This is a genomic window from uncultured Sphingomonas sp. (assembly GCF_937859915.1).
Taxonomy (GTDB): Bacteria; Pseudomonadota; Alphaproteobacteria; order Sphingomonadales; family Sphingomonadaceae; genus Solisphingomonas.
Genome location: NZ_CALMAW010000091.1, coordinates 1 through 22,268, shown reverse-complemented (window position 1 = coordinate 22,268; position 22,268 = coordinate 1). Strand labels below are relative to the sequence as shown.

The window sequence follows — 22,268 nt, the reverse complement described above, 5'->3', positions numbered from 1 at the left end:
GTGATCGTCTGGGTCGGTGGCGCGCTGGGCATCGCGGCGTTGCTGGCGCTCGTCCTCGTCGCGTTTCTTTACATCCAGGGGCGACGGCCCCCGCGTGGCGGGGCGGCCTATGTCGCGCTGGGCAGTTCGTTCGCAGCGGGCATAGGGCTCGGGCCGCGAGCCGAGGGCGCGCCGCTCGTCTGCCAGCGATCGACCAACGGCTATCCGGCGCAGCTCGCGCGCAAGCTCGGGCTGTCGTTCGAGGACATGACCTGCTCGGGCGCGACCACGCGGCACGTGCTGACTGGTGGGCAGGTGTTCCTCGGGCCGCAGATCGACGCGATCGGCCCGGGCACGCGGCTCGTGACGATCACCAGCGGCGGCAACGACGTGCGCTATGTCGGTGATCTGGCGTTCACGGCGGGTACGAAGGGCTCGTCGCTACTCGCATGGGGCATGCGGCGGCTTTGGTCGGGCCCGCTGGCGACGCGCGACTTCGCGGGATTGCACGATACCCTGCTGGCGACGCTGCGTGAGATACGGCGGCGTGCACCGCGTGCGCGGATCGTCGTGGTGACCTATCCGATGATCCTGCCGCCGTCGGGGACGTGCGCGACGCTGAACCTGTCCGCCGCCGAGGTCACGGCGATGCGTGCGGTCGGCCACCAGCTGGCGGAGACGACGCGCGACGCCGCGCGCGAAGCCGGCGCCGACCTGACCGACATGGAGCACATCGGCGTCGACCATCACGCCTGTTCGGGCGAGCCGTGGGTCAATGGCTGGAACGACGCGCATGGCACGCAATTCCACCCGACGATCGCCGGCGCGACCGCGATCGCCGACCGGATCGCGGCGTTGCTGAAAGGGCCGTCCCAATGACTGAGGAGGTCTGCCCCTTCGCGTTCAACTTCGACCCCGCGACCTTCGCGATCGGCGATACCGTCAGCTACCGTGTGACCGGTAGCCTGGCGGGCATGCCGTTCGTAGGGACGCTGGTCGGGGTGGCCGAGGATCACGTTGTGATCGCGGACGACCCGAAGGATCCGGCATCACGGATGCGCGGCACGCGGGAGAGCCGGCCCGTGGTCGAGGAAGCGGACATATGCTGAATGCTGGCGGGGCATTTGACTATCGCGGGCGGCGGGTGATCGTCACCGGCTGTGCATCGGGGATCGGTGCGGCGACGGCGGCGCTGCTCGTCGCGCTCGGCGCGGAAGTGTACGGGCTCGACCGGCGACCGACCGCGGGGCTGGCCGGCTTCCAGACGATCGATCTCAGCGATCCCGGATCGATCGCGGGGGTGGCGCTGCCCGAATCGATCGACGCGCTGTTCAACTGCGCGGGACTCGCGCCGACACAAGAGGCCGATGCGATCATTCGGGTCAACTTCCTCGGAACGCGCGATCTGACGAACCGGGTCGCCGCGCGGATGCGGGCGGGCGGCGCGATCGTCGGCACGGCGTCGAACGGTGGCCTGGGTTGGGCTGCACGACTAGAAGACCATCGCGGCTTCATAGCGACCGACGGGTTCGATGCGGGCTGGGACTGGTACGACGCGCATCGCGACACCGTCACCAACGCCTATGCCTTCGCCAAGGAAGCGCTGACGGTGTGGACGTTCGAGGCGGCGCAGCGACTGATCGCACGCGGCATCCGCGTCAACTGCACCAGTCCCGGCGCGGTCGCGACGCCGATGCTGGCGGAAATCGAGGGCAGGGTTCCCGCCGCGGCGATCAATGCGACGACACGCCCGATCGGCCGCCGCGCGACGCCCGAGGAACAGGCCTGGCCGCTGCTCTGGCTGAACAGTCCCGCGGCCTCCTACATCAACGGGGTCAACCTGCCGGTCGACGGCGGTTTCGCCGCGGCGCGGAGTCTGGGCGGCCGATAGTCTCGGTCAGGCGTCGGGGTCGTAGCTGCCGGCGCGATCGACATATTCGTCGAGCCGCGCGATGCGCCCGTCCTCGATCCGCGCGACGATGCAGACTGGCCATGCCTTGCGCGTGCCGCCCTGCGTACGGACAATCATAGTCTGCTGCTGCACGCAGCCGGTCTGTGTCGGCTGGCGACGGATGTCGGTGAACTCGCGTTCGGGGAAGGCGCCGACGAAACCGGTCCACGCCTTGTGCGTCGTCTCGACATTCTGGGGATCGCGATCGTACGAATGCCAGACGCGCGCGTCCGGGGTCAGGCAATCGCAAGCTGCGTCGACGTTGCCGGCCGCGAGGGCATCCCAGAGCCGGTCCACTACGGCGAGATCCATGGCTTGCTCCTTCACGCGGGTTTCTTCGGGACGCTGGCGAGCCCCGGCGCATTGGTCGGGTCCATGCCCCAGCCGAATTGACGGAAATTCTGCGTATGGCCGAGATGATGGAGGTAGAAGCCCGCGTCGAGCGCGTTGGCCTGGCCCTGGATGTCGAGCGTCTTGTTCACCGCTTCCTTCGCAAGCTTCAGCGCGAAGGCCGGCTTGCTTGCGATCTTGGTCGCCATCGCCAGCGCCGCGCCCTCCAGCTCGGCGCGCGGCACGACCTGGTTGACCATGCCCAGACGATGCGCTTCCTCGGCGTTCCAGCTGTCGGCAGTGAACAGGAACTCCTTCGCTTTGCGCGCGCCCAGCTCCCACGGATGGCCGAGCCATTCGACGCCGGGCATCCCGAACGTCATCACGGGATCGGAGAACACCGCGTCGTCGGATGCGAGGATGATGTCGCACACCCAGGCGAAGATCAACGCACCCGCGATGCACTTGCCCTGCACCGCGCAGATCGTTGGCTTGGACAGGTTGCGCCAGCGTTTCGCGGTCTCGAAATACGCCTCCTTTTCCGCGGCGAACCAACCGTGCGTCTCGGGTTCCTGAAACCCGGACCAGTGGCCGACGCGATTCTTCTCGACCTGGACGCGTTCTTTGTAGCTGTCGACCGTGTCGACGATGTCGTGCCCGGCGGAAAAATGCTTTCCGTCCGCGGCCAGGATCACGACCTTAACGGTATCGTCGTAGAGCGCGCGGTTGAACGCGTCGTTGACCTGAAAGATCATCTCCGGGTTGATCGCGTTGTACTTGTCGGCGCGCGCCAGCACGATGCGCGCGACGCCGGGGGCAGGCTCCTCGTAGCGGATCAGCGGCTCGGTCATGGCATTTCCTTCTCAGCGATGGCGCGCGCCTCGAGGCGCAGCACGTCCTTCTTGATCTTGCCCGACGGCACGCGCGGCAGGTCGTCGACCACCACCAGATGCTCGGGATATTTCTGCTTGGCCAGCCCCAGCCGATCAAGGAACGCGCGGATCGACGGCAGGTCGATCGTCTCTCCGACGCGCGGCAGTACAAAGGCGCAGCCCTTCTCACCGGTCGCGGCCGACGGCATCGCAACGATCGCGACCTCGGCGATTGCGGGATGGCCGTACAGCAGGTCCTCGACCTCCTTCGGGCTGACGTTCTCGCCCGAGCGAATAATGATGTCCTTCTTGCGCCCGGTGATGACGACATATTCGTCGCCGGCATCGCTCGTCAGCGCACGGCCCAGATCGCCCATGCGGAAGAAGCCGTCCGAATTAAAATTGCCGTCATTGTCCGACGGGTGGAGATAACCGACGAACAACCCGGGGCCGCGCATCAGGATTTCGCCCTCGTCGCCCGCGGGCATGGTCTCGCCGGCATCGTCGACGATGCGCATCTCGACTGGAAAGCGGACCGCGCCGTCGGTTTCCGCGCCGAGCGCCGCCTGGCAGGCATCGGAAATGCCGAGCGTCGCGGTCGTCATCTCGGTCGATCCGTAGACACGGAAGAACAGAGCCTGCGGAAAGATGCCGCTCGCCGCGCGGATCAGCTCGGGCGAGACGGTGGTGCCGCCGCAGAAGAAGAGCCGCAGCGACGACAGTGCGCCGGGACGTTCTCGTGCGACGTCGATGAGTTGTTGCAGGAACGGCGTCGCGCCGCCCGAGACGGTGCAGGCGTTGTCCTCGATGCAACGAATGCCGTCCTCCGCCGCCCATACGTCGATCAGCACGCTCTTCGAGCCGCGCACCCACGGCATGTCGAACGCCCAGAACGCGCCGGTGATGTGGCTGACGGGGGAGGGCATGAAGACGGTGTCGTCGGGGCCGATGTTCCACGCCTCGCCCATCGCGCGGACGCGGTGGTCGAAGCCGTGGTGGATGTGCATCACGCCCTTGGGCCGGCCGGTGGTGCCCGAGGTGTACATGACCATCATCACCGCGGCGGGATCGACCTGCGGCATTTCGGTCTCGTCCAGCGGTTCGCCCGAAAGCGCCTCGTCCCACGTCAGCGGCCCGGCGCCGCGAACGACGACGATGTCCTGCAGCGCCGGCAGCTCGCCGCGCAGCTCGGCGAGCATCGCGGTGTGATCGTGTCGGCGGAAGACCTGCGGCACGAAGATCATCTTCGCGCGGCAGTCGGCGAGAATATAGGCCAGCTCGGACCCGCGGTAGATCGGCGGGATTGGGTTAACGACCAGTCCACACATTCGTGCGGCGAGTGCCAGGATCGCACTCTCGATCCAGTTGGGCAGCTGGAACGACACGACGTCGCCCGGCACCAGCCCGCGCCGCTGGAAGAAGCCGGCGAGCCGCAGCGCCTCGCGCCACGCCTGCCCGCGGGTGAGGTGCCGCTCGCCCTCGATCAGGAGTACGCGATCGGAGTCCTCGGCGACGCGCGCTCGGGCGGCATCGACCAGGGTCGTCGGTTGCCACCAGCCTTCCAGACGGTAGCGCCGGGCGGTCTCTTGGTCCCAGCGGATCGCGAAGCCGCCGGTCGCGTTGCGCATCTCGCTCATCCGTGCGCCGCCGCGCTCTTGTGAAGTCGCGGCGCGAGCGGCCGGAACACCGGTGCCTGCCAGCGTTCCGCATCGGCATGGGGGAGGGCGGCGAGCAGCGGCGCCAGCGCGGCGAGCCCCGCCGCCTCGTCGTGCAGTTCGATCAGCACGCCGTGCGGGAACTTGCGGCAATTGCCGCGGATCTGTTCGTCGGCGAGCGTCAGATATTGTGCCGACACGACGCCCGGCGCGTCGGCCAGCCTGCGCAGTCCTCCGTCGATCAGCGCGTCGGCGAGCGCTGCGTCCGCGCCGTCGGCGGCGGTGAACAGGCCGAACGCGATCGTCCTGAACGACCCCGTATCTACGATCGGCCGGCGCGTGCTTCGCACTTCGGCGCGACGCCACATCGTCGGCGGCTGCACCGTATCCATGTTGATCGCGGGGCTGATCGGCATCTCCGCCGTTCCCTTCACCTTGGCAAGCTCGGCTAGCGTGAAGGCGGGGTCGTCGAGTTCCCAGACCATAAGGTAGTCGTGCTTGCCCGCCGGCCACGGCCCGTCGATGCGGCGGAAGCGCTGGCCCGACAGCACGCCCGGCGTCTCGACGCCATGGACGATGTGCGGCCCGGCGTACCAAGCGTTGAAGTCCGCCTCGAACCCCTCGTTGGGATTGGACAGCACGAGTTGCAGCGCGTTAGCCATGATCGTCCCTCTATCGCGCGCGCGGCAGGCCAAGCAGCCGGTCGGCTGTAATCTCGCGCTGGATCTCGCTGGTCCCGCCCGAAATGGTAAACACCCAGCTCCACAGATAGTCGTAGGTCCACGGGTGCGCGGTGCGGTCACCGTCGAACTCGAGGAACTCCCAGCCGAGCATCTCGCCGACCGTTTCGCTGAGCGCCTTGTGCGTGCCGGTGACAATCAGCTTCATCAGCGAACCCTGCGGCCCTGGTTGCCCGGTGCGGTCGCTCTCGGTGATGTGCGCGAGCGTCATCGCGCGGATCGCGAGCGCATCGGCCTTCAGGCTGGCGAGCTTCTGCGCGATGCCGTCGTCCTCGATCGCGAGCTTCCCCGTCTCGAGCCTGAGCTTGCCGGCCAGATGGATCGCGCGGTTGACCCGCTCGTAGAGCTCGAGCTGGTCGCCGATGAACCCCAGGCCACGCTCGAACGACAGCGTCGACAGCGCGGTCGACCAGCCCTGGTTCACTTCGCCGACCACGTTTGCCAACGGAATGCGAACGTCGTCGTAGAAGACGAGGTTGACGTGCTCGTCCATCAGCATCGTGCGGATCGGCTTGATGTCGATGCCCGGTGCAGTCATGTCGCAAATCAGCCAGGTCAGCCCCTTGTGCCGCTCGGACGTCGGATCAGTGCGGATCAGCAGTTCCTGATAGTCTGCGTATTTCGCGTCCGTTGTCCACATCTTCGAGCCGTTGACGACGATGTGATCGCCCTCGACGCGGCCGCGGGTCTTGAGACTGGCGAGATCGGACCCGGCATTGGGCTCGGAGAAGCCTTGGCACCAAAGGCTTTCGCCCTTCAGGATGCGGGGCAGGTGGAACGCCTTCTGCTCTTCCGTGCCGCGCGTCATCACGGTGGGGCCTGCGTGCATCAGCGCGATATAGCTTGTGTTGATATAGTGCGGCGCGCCGGCACGCGCGCATTCCTCGTACCAGATGACCTGCTGGAGCCCCGACAGGCCGAGCCCGCCATAGTCCGTGGGCCAATTGATCCCCGCCCAACCGCCGTCGTACATCCGCCGCTGCCAGTCGCGATCGAACTGCGCCGCCGCCGCACCATGTGCCGGACGCGTACCGCGCGGCACGTTGGTCGAGAGCCAAGTGCGGGCGCGCTCGCGAAAGCAGCGATCCTCGTCGGAATAGATCAGGTCCATGTCAGGCCGCCTTCGCGTGGAGCAGCCGCGCGAGCACCGCGCGCTTGCCGCCGAACAGCTTGCCGAGCAGCATCGCGTGCTTCAGCATCAAATGTGCATGGTGTTCATCGGTGACGCCGATCCCGCCGTGGAGCTGGATGTTGCTGTCCGCATTGGCGAGCGCCGCCTGATTGGCGAGGTGTTTGGCGGCATCGAGATGCGTATCGACGTCGTCGCGGCCTTCCTTCAGCGCAGCGGCGGCGTACCATAGCTGGCAGCGCGCGGCCTCGACGCGCAACGCCATGTCCGCGCAGGGATGACGCACCGCCTGATAAGCGCCTATCTTGCGCCCGAACGTCTCGCGCACCTTGGCATATTCGACGATCAGGTCGAGCGCGGCCTCGGCAATACCAACCAGCATCGCCGCGGTGCCAAGTACGCCGAACCGCCAGACATCGGGCCCGTTCGTCTTCACGACCGGCTCAACCAGCACACCGTCGGTCAGTCTCATCGAGGTTGCGGGATCGAGCGCAGGGCGCGTTTCACCTGCATCGGCGAGGCGCGCGAACCACGTGCGGTCAGGAGTCACGTTGAGCGCATAAGCAGCGTTGGTGCCACCGATCACACGCGTTCGGTCACCATCGCCAACGGCAAGCGCCACGCCGATCTCGCCCGACAGCAAGGCGGCATGGACATCGTCCGGCGCCGGCAACCGCGCGGCGAGAACCTGCGCGAGCACGTCGACCGGTCCACATTGCCGCCCCACCTCGCGAAAGAACAGCGCGTGCTCGACCGCAGATAGCCCGCTGCCACCGCTCGCTTCGGGAACGGCAAGCGCGAACCAGCCCATTTCACCTAAGTGCCCGCGCATCGCCGCCGACATGTCGGCAGAGCCGGAACTGTGCAGTCGGTCGATCGGCATCGCCTCGGCCAGGAAGTCGGCCGCAGCGGTCGCGATCTCCATTTCGTCGCCTTCAGGTGCGAGGAACATCGCACCCCACCCCGGAATTTCGCGTCATTGTCTGTCCCGTCTGTTAGATCAGCGCTCTATCGCGTAGCATACCCGCTCAATGCAATAGCATCATGGCATTTCGAAACGTCCGGCGGCGATTGCCGTGGGGGCGATGACCGGTCATCGAAATAGAAGGGTGTCGGCCATTCCCCGCTCGCCAGGCGTCAGGGCGAATAGCCCGCCGTTCAGATCGGCACCGGGCGTCGCCGGTTCGATACGCATCTGCGTCGACGTGATGTAGAGTGTCGCAAGGTCGGGACCGCCGAACGCGGGCTTGGTCGGGTTGGCGAAGGGCAGCGGAACAACGCGGTCGAGGCGACCGTCGGGTCGATAGCGCCGCAGTTCGGCGGCGGCCACCACCGCCAGCCAATAGCCGCCCTCGGCATCCACCGTCGCGCCGTCGACGTGCCCGTGCCCCGGCTCCAGTGTCAGGAACGTACGCTGGTTCGATACCGCGCCGGTGGCGGGGTCGAGATCGAACGCATCGACGGCGCGGCGCGGCGACATGCCCGCGTAGAGCGTACGGCCATCGGGGCTGAACGCCAGCCCGTTGGCGACCGCGATGCCGCGGATCACGGGCGTCAGTGTGTCGCCGTCGAGCCGGAACCAAGATGCTCCCTTCGCGTCGCGATCCGCGGGAAAGCGCTTGTCGAACCCGCCGACCCAGAGCCGGCCCTGCCGGTCGCAGGCGCATTCGTGCAGCAAGACCTCGGGCGGCAGCGGCGTCGAGACACGCAGGCTCAACGTGCCCGTTGCCGGTGCGAAATCGTGAAGCCCGTCCGCCAGCACAACGAGCAGATCACCGTCCGCCTTCCGCACGAAGCCGCCGATCCGTTCCGGCATCGCGAAGCGATCGTGTCGGCCGCTGACAGGGTGCCAGCGGTGGAGCTCGGGAGGATGCTCGCAGTTGATCCACCACAAGGCCTGTTCGGCGACCGACCAGACCGGCATCTCACCTAGATGATTGCCGGCGTCGAGCGCGCGCGTCACCGCCATGGCCATCATGCCATCCCCCCGGGAGGCGCCGCAGCCGCATCCTTCCTCCTGGCAAGCAGCGCACCGATGCCCGCCAGCCCTCCGAAATATGCCGCGCCCGCGATCGTCCCGAGGACGATGTCGCCGACGCGCGCAGCGGGCAGGATATGCGGATTGGTAACGATCGTCAGGAACGTCAGCGTTGTCGGGTTCACGAGCACCGCCGCGCGCCCGAGCAGGAACAGGTAAATCGCGATGAGGATCATCGTCAGCATGACAGCGTAGGCGCCCAGGGTTCCGAGCGATGGCGAAAGCCAGACGGGGATCGCCGCCATGACGATCCCAAATAGTGCGCCCGCCACCACCGACGGCAGTGTCTGCAGCTTCATCTCCGCGAAAAAGCCGAAGCACAGCAGCAGCACGAAGCCCGCCCACAATTCACGCAGGCCGATGGCATAGGTCACACCGATATACCCGACGCTGACGATCACGGCGGTGCCGAGCGCGCCGAGCGCCTTTAGCGTGCCGGGGCGTGCCCCGCCCCCGACGGGGTGCGTCATGCGGCGTAGCCGCTGGTCGCGTCACCGAGCGTGCCTAGATCGAGCCCGACGGTCGCGGCGCGGGCGATCGCGACGTCCTTTTCCAGATAGCGTGCTATCGCGGTCATCGCTGCCTCGGGCGCGCCATTTTTCGCTATGATACGAAGCGCCGTGCTGCCCGCGCTGCCGCGCATCAATACGCCCGCGGCGATCTCCGGGTCGACGCCTGTGGCTGTCACCAGACGCAGCGCATCGCTCGCGATCGCGAGGTTGGCGGCGAAGGTCAGGTTGTTGATGACCTTCAACGTCATCCCGCTGCCCAGCGGCCCGGCATAGGCAATGTGGTCGGCATAGGTGCGGAACACCTCCCATGCCTGGTCGAACGCGGTCGGATCGCCGCCGACCATCAGTGTCAGCGCGCCGGCTTGCGCCTCGTCCGGCCCGCCGCTGAATCCTGCGTCGATCAGCTCCACATCGCCGCGCACGGTGGCGAGTTCGTTCACGAAGGCGGGCGAGACGGTGCTGTGGATGGCGACGATCGCACCCGCCGGCACCGCCGCCAGCACGCCGCCGTCGATAAGCACCGCACGGACCTGTGCCTCGGAGAACAGGTTTACGCAAACCAGTTCGGCGTCCAGTACCGCCGCGACGGGATCGTCGCCGACGCTCGCACCCTCTGCGACCAGTTGGGCGTGCTCCTCGGGCCGGCGCGCATAACCCCGCAGCTCATGGCCCCCACGCACGACGCTTAGCGCCATCGGTCGGCCCATCGATCCAAGCCCAATCCACGCGACGCGCATCATCCCTCTCCTTCGCAATCCTACCTAGCCGCATCGTCTGCGCTGCCCATGCCGGCCATGCGCGATATCACCGCGACGATGCCGGAAGGATTGCCCGGGCGCCGTTCCGCTCCGATGCTAGGAGGGTGCAAGAGACGAGCAGACGGAGCGGCAGAGTGAAGGACGAATACGACTATATCATCGTTGGGGCCGGATCGTCGGGCTGCGTCCTCGCCAACAAGTTATCCGAGAATCGCGCGAACCGCGTGCTGCTCGTCGAGAGCGGTCCTGCAGATACGAGCATGTTCATCCACATGCCGCGCGGGCTGGGCGTGATTCTCAACCCCGGCAGCAAGCTCATCTGGGAATATCAGGTCAAGACCGGCGGCAACGGGCCGACCGAACGCTGGTATCGCGGGCGGACGCTAGGTGGATCGAGCTCGGTAAACGGCATGATCTACATGCGTGGCGCGCCGCTCGATTACGACGGGTGGGCGGCGAACGGCTGCACCGGCTGGGACTGGAAATCGGTCGGCGCGGCGTTCATGAAGCTGGAGGATCACGACCAGGGCGCTGGCGAATGGCGTGGCGCGGGTGGCCCGCTCAAGATCACCACCCACCCCAGGGGCGATCCGATCTTCGAGGCGTTCCTGACCGCGGGCGAGCAGATGGGCGTGCCGCGCGTGCGCGACGTCAATGCGGTGGATGCGGTGGAGGAGGGCGGTCTCGGCTATCAGCCGACCACGCGCTACCGGGGGAAGCGCTTCAGCAGCGCGCGCGCGTTCCTCGAAAGCGCGAAGGGCCGCCCCAACCTCGACATCGCGACCGAGACCGACGTCCTGCGGATCGAACTCAACGGCCGGCGCGCGACCGGCGTGCGGCTGCGTGACAAGGCCGGCGAGCGAAGCGTGCGCGCCGCGCAGGAGACGATCGTGTCGGCCGGCGCGTTCCAGACGCCCAAGCTGCTCCAGCTGTCGGGGATCGGCCCTGCCGCGCTGCTCGGTTCGTTCGGTATCCCGGTCGTCATCGACGCGCCAGAAGTGGGTCGTAATTTGCGCGAGCATCGCCATGTCGATCTGCGGCTGAAGGTGAAATCGAACAGCCAGAACAAGGATCTGGGCGGCTGGCGCGCGCCGTTGTCGCTGCTGCGCTGGATCTTCGGCAAGAAGGGCCCGATGAGCCACGCCGCGCACGAGATCGGCGGGTTCGCCAAATCCGAGCGAGGGCTCGACCATGCCGACCTCCAGTTCGGGTTCATGTCGTTGTCGGCGGCGAGCACGGGCAAGGAGGGGGCGGTGGCGCTCGAGCCGCATCCAGGCGTCACCTTCGTGACCTATTTCACGCGGCCGGAAAGCCAGGGCGAGATCCGAATCACGTCGGCCGATCCCGATGCGCCCGCCGATATTGACATGAAACACCTGACCGCCGAGATCGATCGGAAGAAGTTCGTCGCGGCGTTCCGGTGGAACCGCCAGCTCGCCTCACAGGCTGCGCTGAAGGACTGGGTGATCGAGGAAAGCTATCCGGGCCCGTCGGTGCAGACCGATGACGACATCCTGGCGCAGGCGATGGAGCTCGGCGGCACCTGCTTCCATTCGGCGGGCACTGCGCGCATGGGCGGCGATGCAGCGGCGGTGGTCGATCCGCAGCTGCGCGTTCGGGGCGTCGAGGGGCTGCGGGTCGCGGACACGTCGATCATGCCTACGCTCGTCTCGGGCAATACCAATGGCCCGGCGATGATGATCGGACTGCGCGCAGCGGAATTTATTCTCGCCGACAGGCCGGCGGCGGCAAGCGCCGCCGCCTGAGGGCTCACATCGGCACGTCGGGCATCAGGAACTGGCCCTTGGTCGATTCGATGTGATCGATGACGGTGTCGACTTCTTCAACGGAGAGGTCGCCCACCACGATCCCGTCGCCATCGGCCGCCTGCGTCCGCAGCGCCTTGAGCTTTCCGAGCGCGGTCATCAGCGTCGGTATGCTGTGTTCCTCATTGCGCCAAACCTGCGTCATCGTCGTCTCCCTCATGTCTTCAGCGGTGTGGACTGGAACGCGACGGTGCGCCATTCGGCTCCATCGCGCGCCCAGGCGGACAACACCCGGTTGTCGAGCGTCTTCTCGGTACCGTCGACCCGAACGCGCGTGAGCATCCGTCCGCCAAGCAGCGCGGCGGCATCGCCGAGCGCGATCACCTGTTCCTCGCTCCAGTCGATCGACAGATAGTCGATCCGGCCCGCCGCCATCTTGGCGAGATAGGCCAGCTTGTCGTCGATCGCGCCGGTCGCGTGCGAGAAGCGCAGCCGCGCGTCGAGCACCGCGTCGAGCGCGGCGGCGTCGTTCGCCAGCATGGCATCGCAGCGCCGCTTCTCCGCGGCGATCACTGCCGCGCTGATATCGTTCATCACGCCTTGTCTCCTGTGGTGCCGATCGTCCGGCAGGTGCGCGCCGCCGTCAACCATCACCGCGTCGCTGATCGCGTCGGCGGTTTGTCGGCGCGCGGATTGACCGCCGGGAACCGCGTCCGCACGGTCGAGCGACCTGAGGAGAGACGATAATGGCACGGCTTGATCGCACGATGATGGATGCCGCGACCTTTCCCTCCGTGGAGATCATCCCGACGCGCTACGCCGATCTCGACGAGCAGCGCCACGTCAACAACGCCGCGGTCGTCGTGCTGTTGCAGGAGGGGCGGGTCCGGTTCAACCAGAACATGGGGCTGCGTGGCGGGCTGGGGGGACTGCGGCTGATGGTTGTGGCGCTCGGCGTGGAATATGCTGCCGAGCTGCACCATCCCGAACCCGTCGAGCTGCATTCGGGCATCGCACGGATCGGTCGGACATCCTTCACGATCGCGCAGCGCATCCGCCAGCACGGTCGCACCGGCGTCTATGCCGAAAGCGTGATGGTGCTGGCCGACGCAAACGGCCCGGCGGAGATTTCTGATCATCTGCGCGGCGCGTTCGAGCGGCTGACACTGCGCTGACGCATCGTCGCGACGATCCTTGGCGGCCGGGGCGGCGGGGTGCATTCCACGCCCGCCCCGCGCGATCTAGTGCCGGGTGTCATCAACAAGGGAAGCGGACATGGCTCAGCTCGACGGACGCGTCGTCCTCGTCACCGGGGCGTCGTCGGGACTCGGCGCGCGCTTCGCCCGCATCGCCGCGGCGGCGGGGGCAAAGGTCGTGGCGGGTGCGCGGCGTGCGGACCGGCTCGCGGAACTGGTCGATTCGATCGCGGCATCGGGGAGCGAAGCGATCCCGGTATCACTCGACGTGACCGACGAGGCCTCGGTCCGCGCCGCCTATGACGTCGCAGAGGCGCGGTTCGGGCCGGTCGATTCGGTCGTCGCGAATGCAGGGGTCAACGCGACTGGGCGCTCGACCGACCTCGACGTCGCCGACTTCGACGCGGTGTTCGCGGTCAACGTGCGCGGCGTGTTCCTGACGGCACGCGAGGCGGCGAAGCGGATGCAGGCATCGGGCGGCGCCGATCGCGGGCGGATCGTGCTGATCTCGTCGATCACCGCGCATATGCAGACCAACGGCACCGCGCCGTACAGCGCGTCGAAGTCCGCGGTCACGCATCTGGGCAAGATGCTCGCCAAGGAATGGGCGCGTACCGGACCCAACGTGTCGGTCGTGTCGCCGGGCTATATCCGCACCGAGCTCGCAGGCGACTTTTTCGATTCGGATGCCGGGCAGAAGCAGGTCGCGCGCTGGCCGCGCCGCCGCCTGCTCGACGACGACGCGCTCGACGCCACGGTGCTCTATCTCCTGTCCGACGCGAGCGCGGGCGTGACGGGTTCGGAATTCGTGATCGATGACGGGCAATCGCTGTGACGAACGGCACTGTGAGGATTGAAGAATGACCGGCATACTACCGCCCCCCAGCGATCGCGCGCGCGCCATCGGCGAGCGCGTGGAGCGCTTCGTCCGCGACGTGGTGATCCCGCGCGAGACGGCCGCGCCACGCCACGATCACGGACCCGGCGACGCCTTCGTGCAGGAACTGCGCGAACTGGCGCGCGAGGCGAGCGTGCTGACCCCGCATATCCTGGGCGACGGCGATCACCTGAACCAGCGCGAGACGGCGTACGTGCTGATCCGCTCCGGCCTGTCGCCGCTGGGGCCGCTCGCATGCAACACGATGGCGCCCGACGAAGGCAACATGTACCTCCTCGGCAAGGTCGGCAGCGCGGAGCAGAAGGCGCGGTTCCTGGCGCCGCTCGTCGCCGGCGGCGCACGCTCGGCGTTCTTCATGACCGAGCCGTGGACCGACGAGGGCGCAGGGTCCGACCCCTCGATGATGAAGACGACCGCGCGGCTCGACGGCAACCATTGGGTGATCGACGGGCGTAAGGCGTTCATCACCGGCGCGGAGGGCGCGAAGGTCGGCATCGTCATGGCCCGCACCGATGCGGGGGACGGCAAGGTGACTGCAACGATGTTCCTGACCGAGCTGCCCGACCCCGCGATTCGTATCGAACGCGTGCTCGACACGATCGACTCGTCGATGCCCGGCGGGCATTCGATCGTCACGATCGATGGCTTGCGCATCCCTGCCGAGGATATCCTCGGCGCGCCGCACGAGGGGTTCAAATATGCGCAGGTGCGACTGAGCCCCGCGCGGCTGTCGCATTGCATGCGCTGGCTGGGGTGCTGCATCCGCGCGCAGGAGATCGCCACTGATTATGCCTGTCGGCGGCATGCGTTCGGCAAGCCGCTTATCGACCACGAGGGCGTCGGCTTCATGCTGGCCGAGAACGCGATCGACTTGGCGCAGGCCGAGACGATGATTGACTGGTGCGCGAGCGTGCTCGACACCGGCGACCTCGCCACTTCCGAGAGCTCGATGGCGAAGGTCGCGGTGTCCGAGGCGCTGATGCGCGTCGCCGACAAATGCGTGCAGGTGATGGGCGGCACCGGCGTCACGGGCGACACGATCGTCGAGCAGGTGTTTCGCGATATCCGCGCCTTTCGGATCTATGACGGTCCGACCGAGGTGCACAAATGGAGCCTCGCCAAGAAGGCCAAGCGCGATTGGAAGGCGGACCGGAGCGAGAGGGCCGGGGCATGAGCGAAGGGTTCGTCGGTGCGGGCGAGGTTCGCGACGCGCACCGTTTCGACGAGGCGCGGCTCGCCGACTGGATGGCGGCGAACGTGCCGGGCTATGCCGGGCCGTTGACCGTATCGCAGTTTAACGGTGGCCAGTCGAACCCGACCTACAAGCTCGTCACGCCGACGCATGCCTATGTGCTGCGTCGCAAGCCGCCCGGCGACCTGTTGAAGGGCGCACATGCGGTCGATCGCGAGGCGCGCGTGTTGCAGGCGCTCGAGACGCAAGGGTTTCCGGTGCCGCACGTCCACGCATTGTGCAGCGACGACGGGGTGATCGGCACCTGGTTCTACGTCATGGACCTGGTCGAGGGTCGCATCTTCTGGGCCCCGACGCTGCCTGACGTCGCCCGAAACGACCGCGCGGGGCTGTTCGATGCGATGAACGCGACGATCGCCGCGCTGCATATGATCGACCCGGAAGCGATCGGACTCGGCGATTACGGCCGGCCCGGCAATTACTTCGAGCGGCAGATCGGCCGCTGGACGCGTCAGTACCGCGAGGATGCGGATGCGGGACGCGACCCGAACGTCGACCGGCTCGTCGAATGGCTACCCGCGAACATCCCTGCGGGCGACGAGACGCGGATCGTTCACGGTGATTTCCGTCTCGACAACATGATCTTCGCCGCCGACGAATCGCAGGTGCTGGCGGTGCTCGACTGGGAGCTGTCCACGCTCGGCCATCCGCTCGCCGATTTCGCCTATCACCTGATGATGTATCGGATGCCTGCCTTGACCATTCCGGGACTGGTCGGTGCAGACCTCGCGACGCTCGGCATCCCGAGCGAGGCGGATTACGTGGCGGCCTATTGCAGACGGACCGGACGCGAGGGCATTCCCGATCTCGATTTCTACCTGGCGTTCAACTTCTTCCGCTTCGCCTGCATCTGCCACGGCGTGAAGGGACGCGCGCTGCGCGGCAACGCCGCCAACACGCAGGCGGCAAGACTCGTTGAGGACCTCCCGGTGATCGCCGAGATCGGCTGGCAGCAGGCGGTGCGCACGGGCGCCTGACCCGAGAAGGAAGCACGCGCATGTTGGATACCGGTACCCTATCGGGGTCGCGCAGGGCGCGTGGCATTCGCGGAATGCCGGCATTACGGGACTCGAGCGACTCGAGGCGCTCGAGGACCTGCGCACGCTGAAGGCACGGTATTTCTATCATCTCGATCGGCAGGACGGGGTTCGCAGGGGCGCGGTATTCACCCGGGACGCGACGCTCGACGTCTCGTCGCAATTCCCCGACTCGGACCCCGCCGACTTCCGCCTGACGGGTATCGCGGCGATAGTTGCGCTCGTATCGGGCATGACGGCGGGCGTGGTCAGCGCGCATCACGGCCACACCCCGATCCTTGAAACGGACTGAGCCACCGCCGCGCACTGCATATGGGCGATGAGGGATAATCTCTATCTGCCTGACGGCGTGCGGATTCTCGGCCACGGGTGGTACGAGCAACGCTACGTCAGTCAGGCGGACGGATGGCGGATCGCGGCCTGTACGCTGGTGCGATCGAAGATCCTCTTCACGCCCGCCCCGCCGGCGCTCTGATCGCGGCCGCCGGCTGGGCGACGATCATACCAGCAGCGGGATGATCGTATGGTCGTAACCGTCGTTGACCAATTGCGTCGCCGATGCCAACTCCTTGGGATCGGCGCGGTTGAGATAGCCGTCGATCAGCCGCTGATAGTTGCTGATTAGCCCCTCCCAGTCCTTCGACAACCGCATTTCCTCGAACCCGTGCAAGCCGCGCTGCTGACGCGGCAGGTTGTTGTAGTCCTGGCGCGGAACCTCGGGGAAGTCCTCGCTGTCGAAGGGGAGCATCGTCGGTTCCTTCGGCGACACATGATCGTCGGGCAGGAATGCCAGCGACCAAATCTCGAACAGGCACGTCTCGGATGTCAGCGGGCGGATACGGTAGGACGACATCGAGCCGAAGAATGGCAGCAGGAAGAAATGCGGGAAGATGAACTCGACCTGCTTGTGTGGATGCGACGCGTCGACCGCGTTGATGTCGGGCACCGCGAGCCCGCGCGCCTGGCCGTCGGCGTGGAGATCGGTCTTGAACTGCTGGAAGAACGCGCCGATCGCGCCCGGCACGTCGTCGGGCAGCGGCATGTCCTTGGTCTTGGCCGCCACCTTGACCTCGTCGGCATGGACAAGACCGGCCATGCCGTCGCTCAACCGTTCGAGAAACGCGTAGAAGCCGTACACCGCCTCGCGCGGCGTGGGCGCGGCGGCACCCGGATCGGCGGCAATGCCGCTGGCATATTGCGGCGACGGGGCCAGCATGTGAAGCTGCGGGTGCGTCTTCATGACGTGGTAGCTTTCCATGAAAGCCTCCATCGCCAGCTTCCAGTTCGTCGGCAGCACCGTGCCGTACCACCAGTCCGCCCGCAGCTTGTCGACGTTGCGCACGTCCATCCGCTCGGCGACTGGACCCAGGCAGTCGAGCAAGGCGGGTGCGTCGTCGTCGAGGTTGATCCACGCCATTCCGCCCCACAGTTCCATGCGGCACGCGATCAGGTTGATCTCTGCCTTGTCGAGCACTTCGGGGCTGAAGATGTGCGGGGCGAAGACAAAGGTGTTCTCGCCCTCGGTATTCCAGCGCCAGCCGTGGAACGGGCATACGAAGCCTTGGCGGCCACAATTGCCCGCACCCTCGACCAGCGCCAGCCCGCGATGGCGACAGGTGTTGTGGAACGCCTTCACGCCGTCCTTTGTGTGAACGATGATGATCGATTTTCCGAGGATCTCGTATGTCTGGTAGTCGCCGACGTTCGGGATCTCCTCGAGCCGCGCGGCCATCTGCCAGACGCGCGGCCACAGCCGCTCGTTCTCCATCCGGAAGAATTCGGGATCGTAATAGCGCTTCGCCGGGATCCGTTCGGGATCGGTGATCTGGAAGGGTATGCCGAAGCTGCCGGGGGCCATGTCGTTCATGGGAACGTCCTCTCGCTCAAATCGCGGCGGTCACGCAGGGTCGCAACGCGTCGGTTTCTCCATAAACCACTGCGTGGCCGCCGATAAGCATCGGGCGAGGGCATCGCCCCGGCGAATTGTGTCAGGCCGCGTCGATCCACGTACCAAGCCTATCGGCTGCACGGGCGAGGCCTTTTCCATATCCGTCGGCGGCGAGTCGCGGCCCGATCACCTCGATATCCCAGAACCCGTAGAATCCCGCATGCACGATCAGCGGCACCAGCCGGTCGAGCGGGATCATGCCGTCGCCCGGTACCGCGCGGCACGGCAGTGCACGATCGCCAGCGACATGATCGCTGACCTGCACCAGCGCCGCGATCGGGCCGGCGGCCGCGATCGCATCTTCGATATCAGCATCGGTCCAGCACGCGAACAGATCGATTCCCACCCCGATCCCGGCGGCCCGTGCGAGCGCGACGGTGTCGGCGAGGCGGTGCGCGATCGAGGCGTCGGCGTAGAGATGCGAGGTCGGCTCCAGCGACAGCGCCACGCCGGCGGTGCGCGCGCGCTCGGCGCAGGGCGCGATCGCCTCAGCGAAGCGCGCCGCAGCGTCGCGCCACGACAGCGCGCCACGCCCGCCGGTGGTCATCGTGATCGTGCGTGCGCCGATCGTCGCGGCCACGTCGATCGTGGCGTTCAGGCGGTCGCGCCCGGCGCCCGCGTCTTCCGTGGTAGCGAAGGAGAAGGCGCGGTGAGTCAGGGTCGATACCGTCAGCCCGGCATCGCGAAGCGCGCGCGCCGAGGCGTCGACGCCGGTGGCCGTTATCTCCTCGAGCCCGGGCCCGATCGCTCGCGCGCCCAAGCGCACGACCTGCTCGAGATGCGTTGCGAACGGTGCCTCGGGAAGGCACAGCGTATTGATCGAGATGTTCGGATGCATCGTGCGACAATAGGTCGCACGACCCGGACGACAAGCTGTGCGGTGCCGATATCGCGCGGGCAATGCGAGGGGACGACCGGATGAGCAGCGAACGGTGGGCGGTACGGCCCCAGGGCTCGAACTGGGGCAATTTCGGACCCGACGACCAGATCGGCCGTCTGAACCTAATCAGCACGGCGCATCGCCGTGCCGCGGCGGCGGAAGTGCGCGAGGGGATCGTCTTCTGCCTGTCGCTGCCGCTCGACTGCCCCCGGCACGTATCCCTCCACCCACGTCGTCAGCCGCCCGCGCTCGACTGGTTCCTGAGAGGGCAGGATCCAACGATGAATTACCCGATGGCGCGCGTGACGCCGGGACAGACCGACATCGTCAACGACGATCGCGCCGCGCTGAGCCTGCAATTCTCGACGCAATGGGACAGCCTGTGTCACATCGGCGCGCAATGGGATGCGCACGACGACGACGTGTGTGAGGCGACCTATTACAACGGCTATCGTGCTAACGCGGACATCCGCGGGCCGGTCGACTATATTGCAGGGGAGACGCCGCGCGAGGGGCCGTACGGCGCGTTCGCGCTCGGGATCGAGACGATCGCTGAGACTGGCATGCAGACGCGCGGCGTGATGGTCGACCTGTTCGCGCATGTCGGGCTGGAGCGGGTCGCCGTCGGATACGACATGCTGATGCGCATCCTCGACGCGGACGGGGTCGAGGTTGGGGAGGGCGACGTGCTGTGCCTGCGCACCGGGTTCGATCGTGCGCTGCTCGCGCGCTACGTCGATCCGGCCGCGCCGTTCGACCAGCAGCGCTGTTCGGGCCTCGACGGCGCTGACGAGCGGTTGCAGCGCTGGATCGACGACAGCGGGCTCGTCGCGATCGTGTCGGACAACGAGGCGGTCGAGCTGTTGCCGAACGGTGCACGCGACGGCCACCACGGCACGCATATCCCGCTCCACCATCTGTGCCTGTTCAAGCTCGGCATTCCGCTCGGCGAAATGTTCCTGCTGTCCGACCTGGCCGACTGGCTGCGAGCGAACGGCCGCTCGCGCTTCCTGTTCACCGCGCCACCGCTGCGGCTGCCGGGGGCGGTGGGCTCGCCGGTGACCGGGGTGGGAACGGTCTAGCCGAGCATCGACTTCAGATCGCCGCCGGACGGGCGGGGCGTTGCCGATCCGCTGCAGGCAGGCATGAAGCGCGGACTGGTCGTCGAGCTTGTCGTGTAGGAACGCCGGGACTTGCGACCGGCGGAGCCGTCACACGTTGTCGGGTCGGTCGCGACCGTAGACCTGCAACATGCCGGTACGGTCCATCGCATCGCTCAGCGGCATCATCTCGCTGCCCGATGCCGCGCGGATCGCGGTGATCGTCGCCTCAGGGTCGTCGCAGTCGAGTTCGTAGATCGCCAGGCTGCGCCACGGCGGCGTCGCGCCCAGATTGGACTTGGTCCATTCGACGGTCGATCGCCGTGCGCCGACCACGCCCGGCATGCGCGCGACGTCGGCGAGATGCCGTTCGTCATACCATCGGTCGAACTCTTCCTCCCGGCCCGGATGCGCGCAGACGAACGCGATATAGGTGAAGCGCGCCATGCTCAGCCCGCCAGCGAGAGCGGAATCGCCGCACCCGTGATCGCCCCGGAGTCATCGGACAGCAGAAACGCGATGACGCGGGCTGCCGCCTGCGGCCGTACCCAGCCGGCGGTATCGGCGTCGGGCATGTCCGCGCGGTTAGCCGGCGTGTCTATGATCGTCGGCAGCACCGCGTTGACGCGAATGCCGCGCGCCTTCAGTTCCTCAGCCAGGCTCTCGGTCAGCGCGCGCACGCCCGCCTTCGACGCGGCATAGGGGGCCATGCCGACACCCGGCCGGGTCGCCCCGGCGGCGCCCACGTTGACGATCGCGGTCCCGGTGGCGAGGAGTGTGAGTGCGGCGCGCGTCGAGACCACGGCTGTCTTCAAGTTGATCGCGTACATGCGGTCCCAGCTGTCGAGGCTGCCTTCAACGACCGGTTCCCATACGAACCCGCCGGCGACGTTTACGAGGCCCCCGAGCGCACCGAGCGTTTCCGCCACCTGCGCATAGGCTGCCGTGACCGCGACCTCGTCGCCGAGGTCCACGCCGCCGAGCGCGAGCGCCGCGCCATGATCCGCGGGCGCCGCCGCCTTGTCGATCGCGGCGACACCGTGGCCTCGCGCGGCGAGATCGGCCACGACCGCGCGGCCCAGCACGCCGAACGCGCCGGTGACGATAATTACGCTCACGCGGCGGCCCCGACGAGTTCGCTGGCAAAGGTGGTGGCTGGGCCGGTCGGCAGCGTGGTGATCCGGTCGATGACCGTCGCGCGGTGCACGGCGGGGGTGCCCCAGGCCTGGCGGAGTGCCAGCGCGCGCTTGAGGTAGAGGTGCAGGTCGACCTCCCACGTCATGCCCATCGCGCCGTGCACCTGCACCGCGGTGCGCGCGGCCAGATCGGCGGCCTCTCCCGCGGCGATCTTGGCATGCGCGATCCGCGCGCGCGATGCGAGCGTGCCCAGCGGCAGCTCAGCGGCGGCGGCGTGGACGACGGGACGGGCGAACTCGATCCTGACCTGAGCGCTGGCGAGGAGGTGCTTGACCGCCTGGTAGCTACCGATGGCTTTCCCGAACTGCGTGCGCTCCTTGGCATAGGCGACCGCCAGGTCGATGCAGCGCTGGCCCAGTCCAATCAGCTGCGCTGCGGCGATCAGCGCACCGCGATCCGCGGTGTCCTGCCAGCCTTCGCCGATCCGCGTCGCGTTGGTGGGCGTCCAGTCCACGCGGAACAGCCGGCGGAACGGGTCGATGCTCTCGACGCGCTCGACCGTCACCGCGTCGCGCTCGATTAGATGGATCGCGTCGCCATCGACGAGCAGCAGCGCGTCCGCTCGGTCCGCGCCCTCGACGAGCGCCTGTCCCGGCGCGGCAACCGCGACGGGCGCGCCACCGATCACGCGCGCCAGCCACCCGCGATCGTCGGCGAGCCCAGCCAGCAACGGCACGACGACGCCCGCCTGCACCGCTAGCGGCTCGGGCAGCGCGACATAGCCCGCGGCTTCGGCGATACCGACGAGGTCGCTGGCGGCGAGCCCCATGCCGCCCGCGTCCTCGGGTGCGAGCATGCCGAGCAATCCCATCTCGACGATCGTCCGCCACCGCGCGGAGTCGATCTCTTCTCCGCTGTCGAGCAGCCGTCGCAGGTCGGCGGGGCTGCAGGCCTCGACCAGCATCTCGCGTGCAGCGTCGGTGATCGCGAGCTGGTCTTCGGTAAAAGCGAACTGCATGGTCTCAGGCTCTCGGCAGGCCGAGCATCCGCTCGGCGATGATGTTGCGCTGGATCTCGTTCGAGCCGGCGT

Annotated in this window: 27 protein-coding genes; 11 read left to right on the top strand and 16 right to left on the bottom strand. The window is 67.4% G+C overall.

What is annotated here, in order from left to right:
* Genes Q0326_RS11845 through Q0326_RS11835 form a run of 3 tightly spaced genes read left to right on the top strand, consistent with a single transcriptional unit; the run spans window position 1 to window position 1,870 of the window.
* The gene (locus tag Q0326_RS11845; RefSeq protein ID WP_298690579.1) at window positions 1–858 is read left to right on the top strand and encodes an SGNH/GDSL hydrolase family protein; all 858 of its coding nucleotides are present in this window, start codon (window positions 1–3) and stop codon (window positions 856–858) included.
* Window positions 855–1,088 carry a hypothetical protein gene (locus Q0326_RS11840; protein WP_298690577.1) on the top strand — a complete coding sequence of 78 codons (234 nt, stop codon included), beginning with the start codon at window positions 855–857 and terminating at the stop codon, window positions 1,086–1,088. The genes Q0326_RS11845 and Q0326_RS11840 overlap by 4 nt, the downstream gene beginning before the upstream one ends.
* Entirely contained in the window at window positions 1,082–1,870 is a 789-nt protein-coding gene (locus tag Q0326_RS11835) for a coniferyl-alcohol dehydrogenase (RefSeq protein ID WP_298690575.1), read from the top strand. Before Q0326_RS11840 ends, Q0326_RS11835 begins: the two co-directional genes overlap by 7 nt.
* A gap of 6 nt (window positions 1,871–1,876) precedes the next feature.
* On the opposite strand, the gene Q0326_RS11830 is transcribed toward Q0326_RS11835, so the two are convergent.
* From Q0326_RS11830 to Q0326_RS11790, 9 genes are all read right to left on the bottom strand, one after another.
* Window positions 1,877–2,242 carry a nuclear transport factor 2 family protein gene (locus tag Q0326_RS11830; protein ID WP_298690572.1) on the bottom strand — a complete coding sequence of 122 codons (366 nt, stop codon included), beginning with the start codon at window positions 2,240–2,242 and terminating at the stop codon, window positions 1,877–1,879.
* Window positions 2,243–2,253: 11 nt separating this feature from the next.
* Window positions 2,254–3,111 carry an enoyl-CoA hydratase gene (locus Q0326_RS11825; protein ID WP_298690569.1) on the bottom strand — a complete coding sequence of 286 codons (858 nt, stop codon included), beginning with the start codon at window positions 3,109–3,111 and terminating at the stop codon, window positions 2,254–2,256.
* The gene (locus tag Q0326_RS11820) at window positions 3,108–4,760 is read right to left on the bottom strand and encodes an AMP-binding protein (RefSeq protein ID WP_298690566.1); all 1,653 of its coding nucleotides are present in this window, start codon (window positions 4,758–4,760) and stop codon (window positions 3,108–3,110) included. Before Q0326_RS11820 ends, Q0326_RS11825 begins: the two co-directional genes overlap by 4 nt.
* Window positions 4,761–4,765: 5 nt before the next feature.
* Entirely contained in the window at window positions 4,766–5,449 is a 684-nt protein-coding gene (locus tag Q0326_RS11815; RefSeq protein WP_298690563.1) for a hypothetical protein, read from the bottom strand.
* Between the two features lie 10 nt (window positions 5,450–5,459).
* Entirely contained in the window at window positions 5,460–6,638 is a 1,179-nt protein-coding gene (locus Q0326_RS11810; protein ID WP_298690560.1) for an acyl-CoA dehydrogenase family protein, read from the bottom strand.
* Window position 6,639: 1 nt separating this feature from the next.
* Window positions 6,640–7,608: an acyl-CoA dehydrogenase family protein gene (locus Q0326_RS11805; RefSeq protein WP_298690557.1), complete on the bottom strand. Its 969-nt coding sequence runs from the start codon at window positions 7,606–7,608 to the stop codon at window positions 6,640–6,642.
* Window positions 7,609–7,749: 141 nt separating this feature from the next.
* Entirely contained in the window at window positions 7,750–8,631 is an 882-nt protein-coding gene (locus Q0326_RS11800; protein ID WP_298690554.1) for an SMP-30/gluconolactonase/LRE family protein, read from the bottom strand.
* On the bottom strand, window positions 8,631–9,164 hold the full coding sequence (locus tag Q0326_RS11795) for a hypothetical protein (protein ID WP_298690551.1): 534 nt from the start codon (window positions 9,162–9,164) through the stop codon (window positions 8,631–8,633). Before Q0326_RS11795 ends, Q0326_RS11800 begins: the two co-directional genes overlap by 1 nt.
* Complete coding sequence (locus Q0326_RS11790) at window positions 9,161–9,943, bottom strand: NAD(P)-dependent oxidoreductase (RefSeq protein ID WP_298690548.1); 783 nt, start codon at window positions 9,941–9,943, stop codon at window positions 9,161–9,163. The genes Q0326_RS11795 and Q0326_RS11790 overlap by 4 nt, the downstream gene beginning before the upstream one ends.
* Before the next feature lie 155 nt (window positions 9,944–10,098).
* On the opposite strand from Q0326_RS11790, the gene Q0326_RS11785 reads away from it, so the two are divergent.
* A complete protein-coding gene (locus Q0326_RS11785; RefSeq protein ID WP_298690545.1) occupies window positions 10,099–11,730 on the top strand; it encodes a GMC family oxidoreductase N-terminal domain-containing protein in 1,632 nt (543 codons plus the stop codon).
* Window positions 11,731–11,734: 4 nt separating this feature from the next.
* On the opposite strand, the gene Q0326_RS11780 is transcribed toward Q0326_RS11785, so the two are convergent.
* Both Q0326_RS11780 and Q0326_RS11775 read right to left on the bottom strand, forming a co-directional pair.
* Window positions 11,735–11,935 carry a hypothetical protein gene (locus Q0326_RS11780; RefSeq protein ID WP_298690541.1) on the bottom strand — a complete coding sequence of 67 codons (201 nt, stop codon included), beginning with the start codon at window positions 11,933–11,935 and terminating at the stop codon, window positions 11,735–11,737.
* Window positions 11,936–11,946: 11 nt separating this feature from the next.
* Complete coding sequence (locus Q0326_RS11775; protein ID WP_298690538.1) at window positions 11,947–12,324, bottom strand: nuclear transport factor 2 family protein; 378 nt, start codon at window positions 12,322–12,324, stop codon at window positions 11,947–11,949.
* A gap of 152 nt (window positions 12,325–12,476) precedes the next feature.
* On the opposite strand from Q0326_RS11775, the gene Q0326_RS11770 reads away from it, so the two are divergent.
* From Q0326_RS11770 to Q0326_RS11750, 6 genes are all read left to right on the top strand, one after another.
* Window positions 12,477–12,905, top strand: a complete 429-nt coding sequence (locus tag Q0326_RS11770; RefSeq protein WP_298690535.1) for an acyl-CoA thioesterase — start codon at window positions 12,477–12,479, stop codon at window positions 12,903–12,905.
* A gap of 100 nt (window positions 12,906–13,005) precedes the next feature.
* On the top strand, window positions 13,006–13,761 hold the full coding sequence (locus tag Q0326_RS11765; RefSeq protein ID WP_298690532.1) for an SDR family NAD(P)-dependent oxidoreductase: 756 nt from the start codon (window positions 13,006–13,008) through the stop codon (window positions 13,759–13,761).
* Window positions 13,762–13,786: 25 nt separating this feature from the next.
* Window positions 13,787–14,998: an acyl-CoA dehydrogenase gene (locus Q0326_RS11760; RefSeq protein WP_298690529.1), complete on the top strand. Its 1,212-nt coding sequence runs from the start codon at window positions 13,787–13,789 to the stop codon at window positions 14,996–14,998.
* On the top strand, window positions 14,995–16,053 hold the full coding sequence (locus tag Q0326_RS11755; protein ID WP_298690526.1) for a phosphotransferase: 1,059 nt from the start codon (window positions 14,995–14,997) through the stop codon (window positions 16,051–16,053). Before Q0326_RS11760 ends, Q0326_RS11755 begins: the two co-directional genes overlap by 4 nt.
* Window positions 16,054–16,093: 40 nt before the next feature.
* Window positions 16,094–16,405 carry a nuclear transport factor 2 family protein gene (locus Q0326_RS18075; protein WP_363304049.1) on the top strand — a complete coding sequence of 104 codons (312 nt, stop codon included), beginning with the start codon at window positions 16,094–16,096 and terminating at the stop codon, window positions 16,403–16,405.
* Window positions 16,406–16,432: 27 nt separating this feature from the next.
* A complete protein-coding gene (locus Q0326_RS11750) occupies window positions 16,433–16,588 on the top strand; it encodes a hypothetical protein (RefSeq protein WP_298690522.1) in 156 nt (51 codons plus the stop codon).
* Window positions 16,589–16,612: 24 nt separating this feature from the next.
* Here the strand turns inward: Q0326_RS11750 and Q0326_RS11745 are convergent, their stop codons facing one another.
* Complete coding sequence (locus Q0326_RS11745; protein WP_298690519.1) at window positions 16,613–17,980, bottom strand: aromatic ring-hydroxylating dioxygenase subunit alpha; 1,368 nt, start codon at window positions 17,978–17,980, stop codon at window positions 16,613–16,615.
* A 121-nt stretch (window positions 17,981–18,101) separates the two neighbouring features.
* Window positions 18,102–18,899 (bottom strand): TIM barrel protein, encoded by a 798-nt coding sequence (locus tag Q0326_RS11740; RefSeq protein ID WP_298690517.1) that lies wholly within the window; start codon window positions 18,897–18,899, stop codon window positions 18,102–18,104.
* 80 nt (window positions 18,900–18,979) lie between these two features.
* Here Q0326_RS11740 and Q0326_RS11735 point away from each other — a divergent pair, with 80 nt between their 5' ends.
* Window positions 18,980–20,023 carry a cyclase family protein gene (locus Q0326_RS11735; RefSeq protein ID WP_298690514.1) on the top strand — a complete coding sequence of 348 codons (1,044 nt, stop codon included), beginning with the start codon at window positions 18,980–18,982 and terminating at the stop codon, window positions 20,021–20,023.
* 129 nt (window positions 20,024–20,152) lie between these two features.
* Here the strand turns inward: Q0326_RS11735 and Q0326_RS11730 are convergent, their stop codons facing one another.
* The 3 genes from Q0326_RS11730 to Q0326_RS11720 are packed head-to-tail and all read right to left on the bottom strand — an operon-like array spanning window position 20,153 to window position 22,196.
* Complete coding sequence (locus tag Q0326_RS11730) at window positions 20,153–20,488, bottom strand: hypothetical protein (protein ID WP_298690511.1); 336 nt, start codon at window positions 20,486–20,488, stop codon at window positions 20,153–20,155.
* A 2-nt stretch (window positions 20,489–20,490) separates the two neighbouring features.
* Window positions 20,491–21,159 carry an SDR family NAD(P)-dependent oxidoreductase gene (locus Q0326_RS11725; RefSeq protein WP_298690508.1) on the bottom strand — a complete coding sequence of 223 codons (669 nt, stop codon included), beginning with the start codon at window positions 21,157–21,159 and terminating at the stop codon, window positions 20,491–20,493.
* Entirely contained in the window at window positions 21,156–22,196 is a 1,041-nt protein-coding gene (locus Q0326_RS11720; protein ID WP_298690505.1) for an acyl-CoA dehydrogenase family protein, read from the bottom strand. The genes Q0326_RS11725 and Q0326_RS11720 overlap by 4 nt, the downstream gene beginning before the upstream one ends.
* Window positions 22,197–22,268 lie beyond the last annotated feature (72 nt).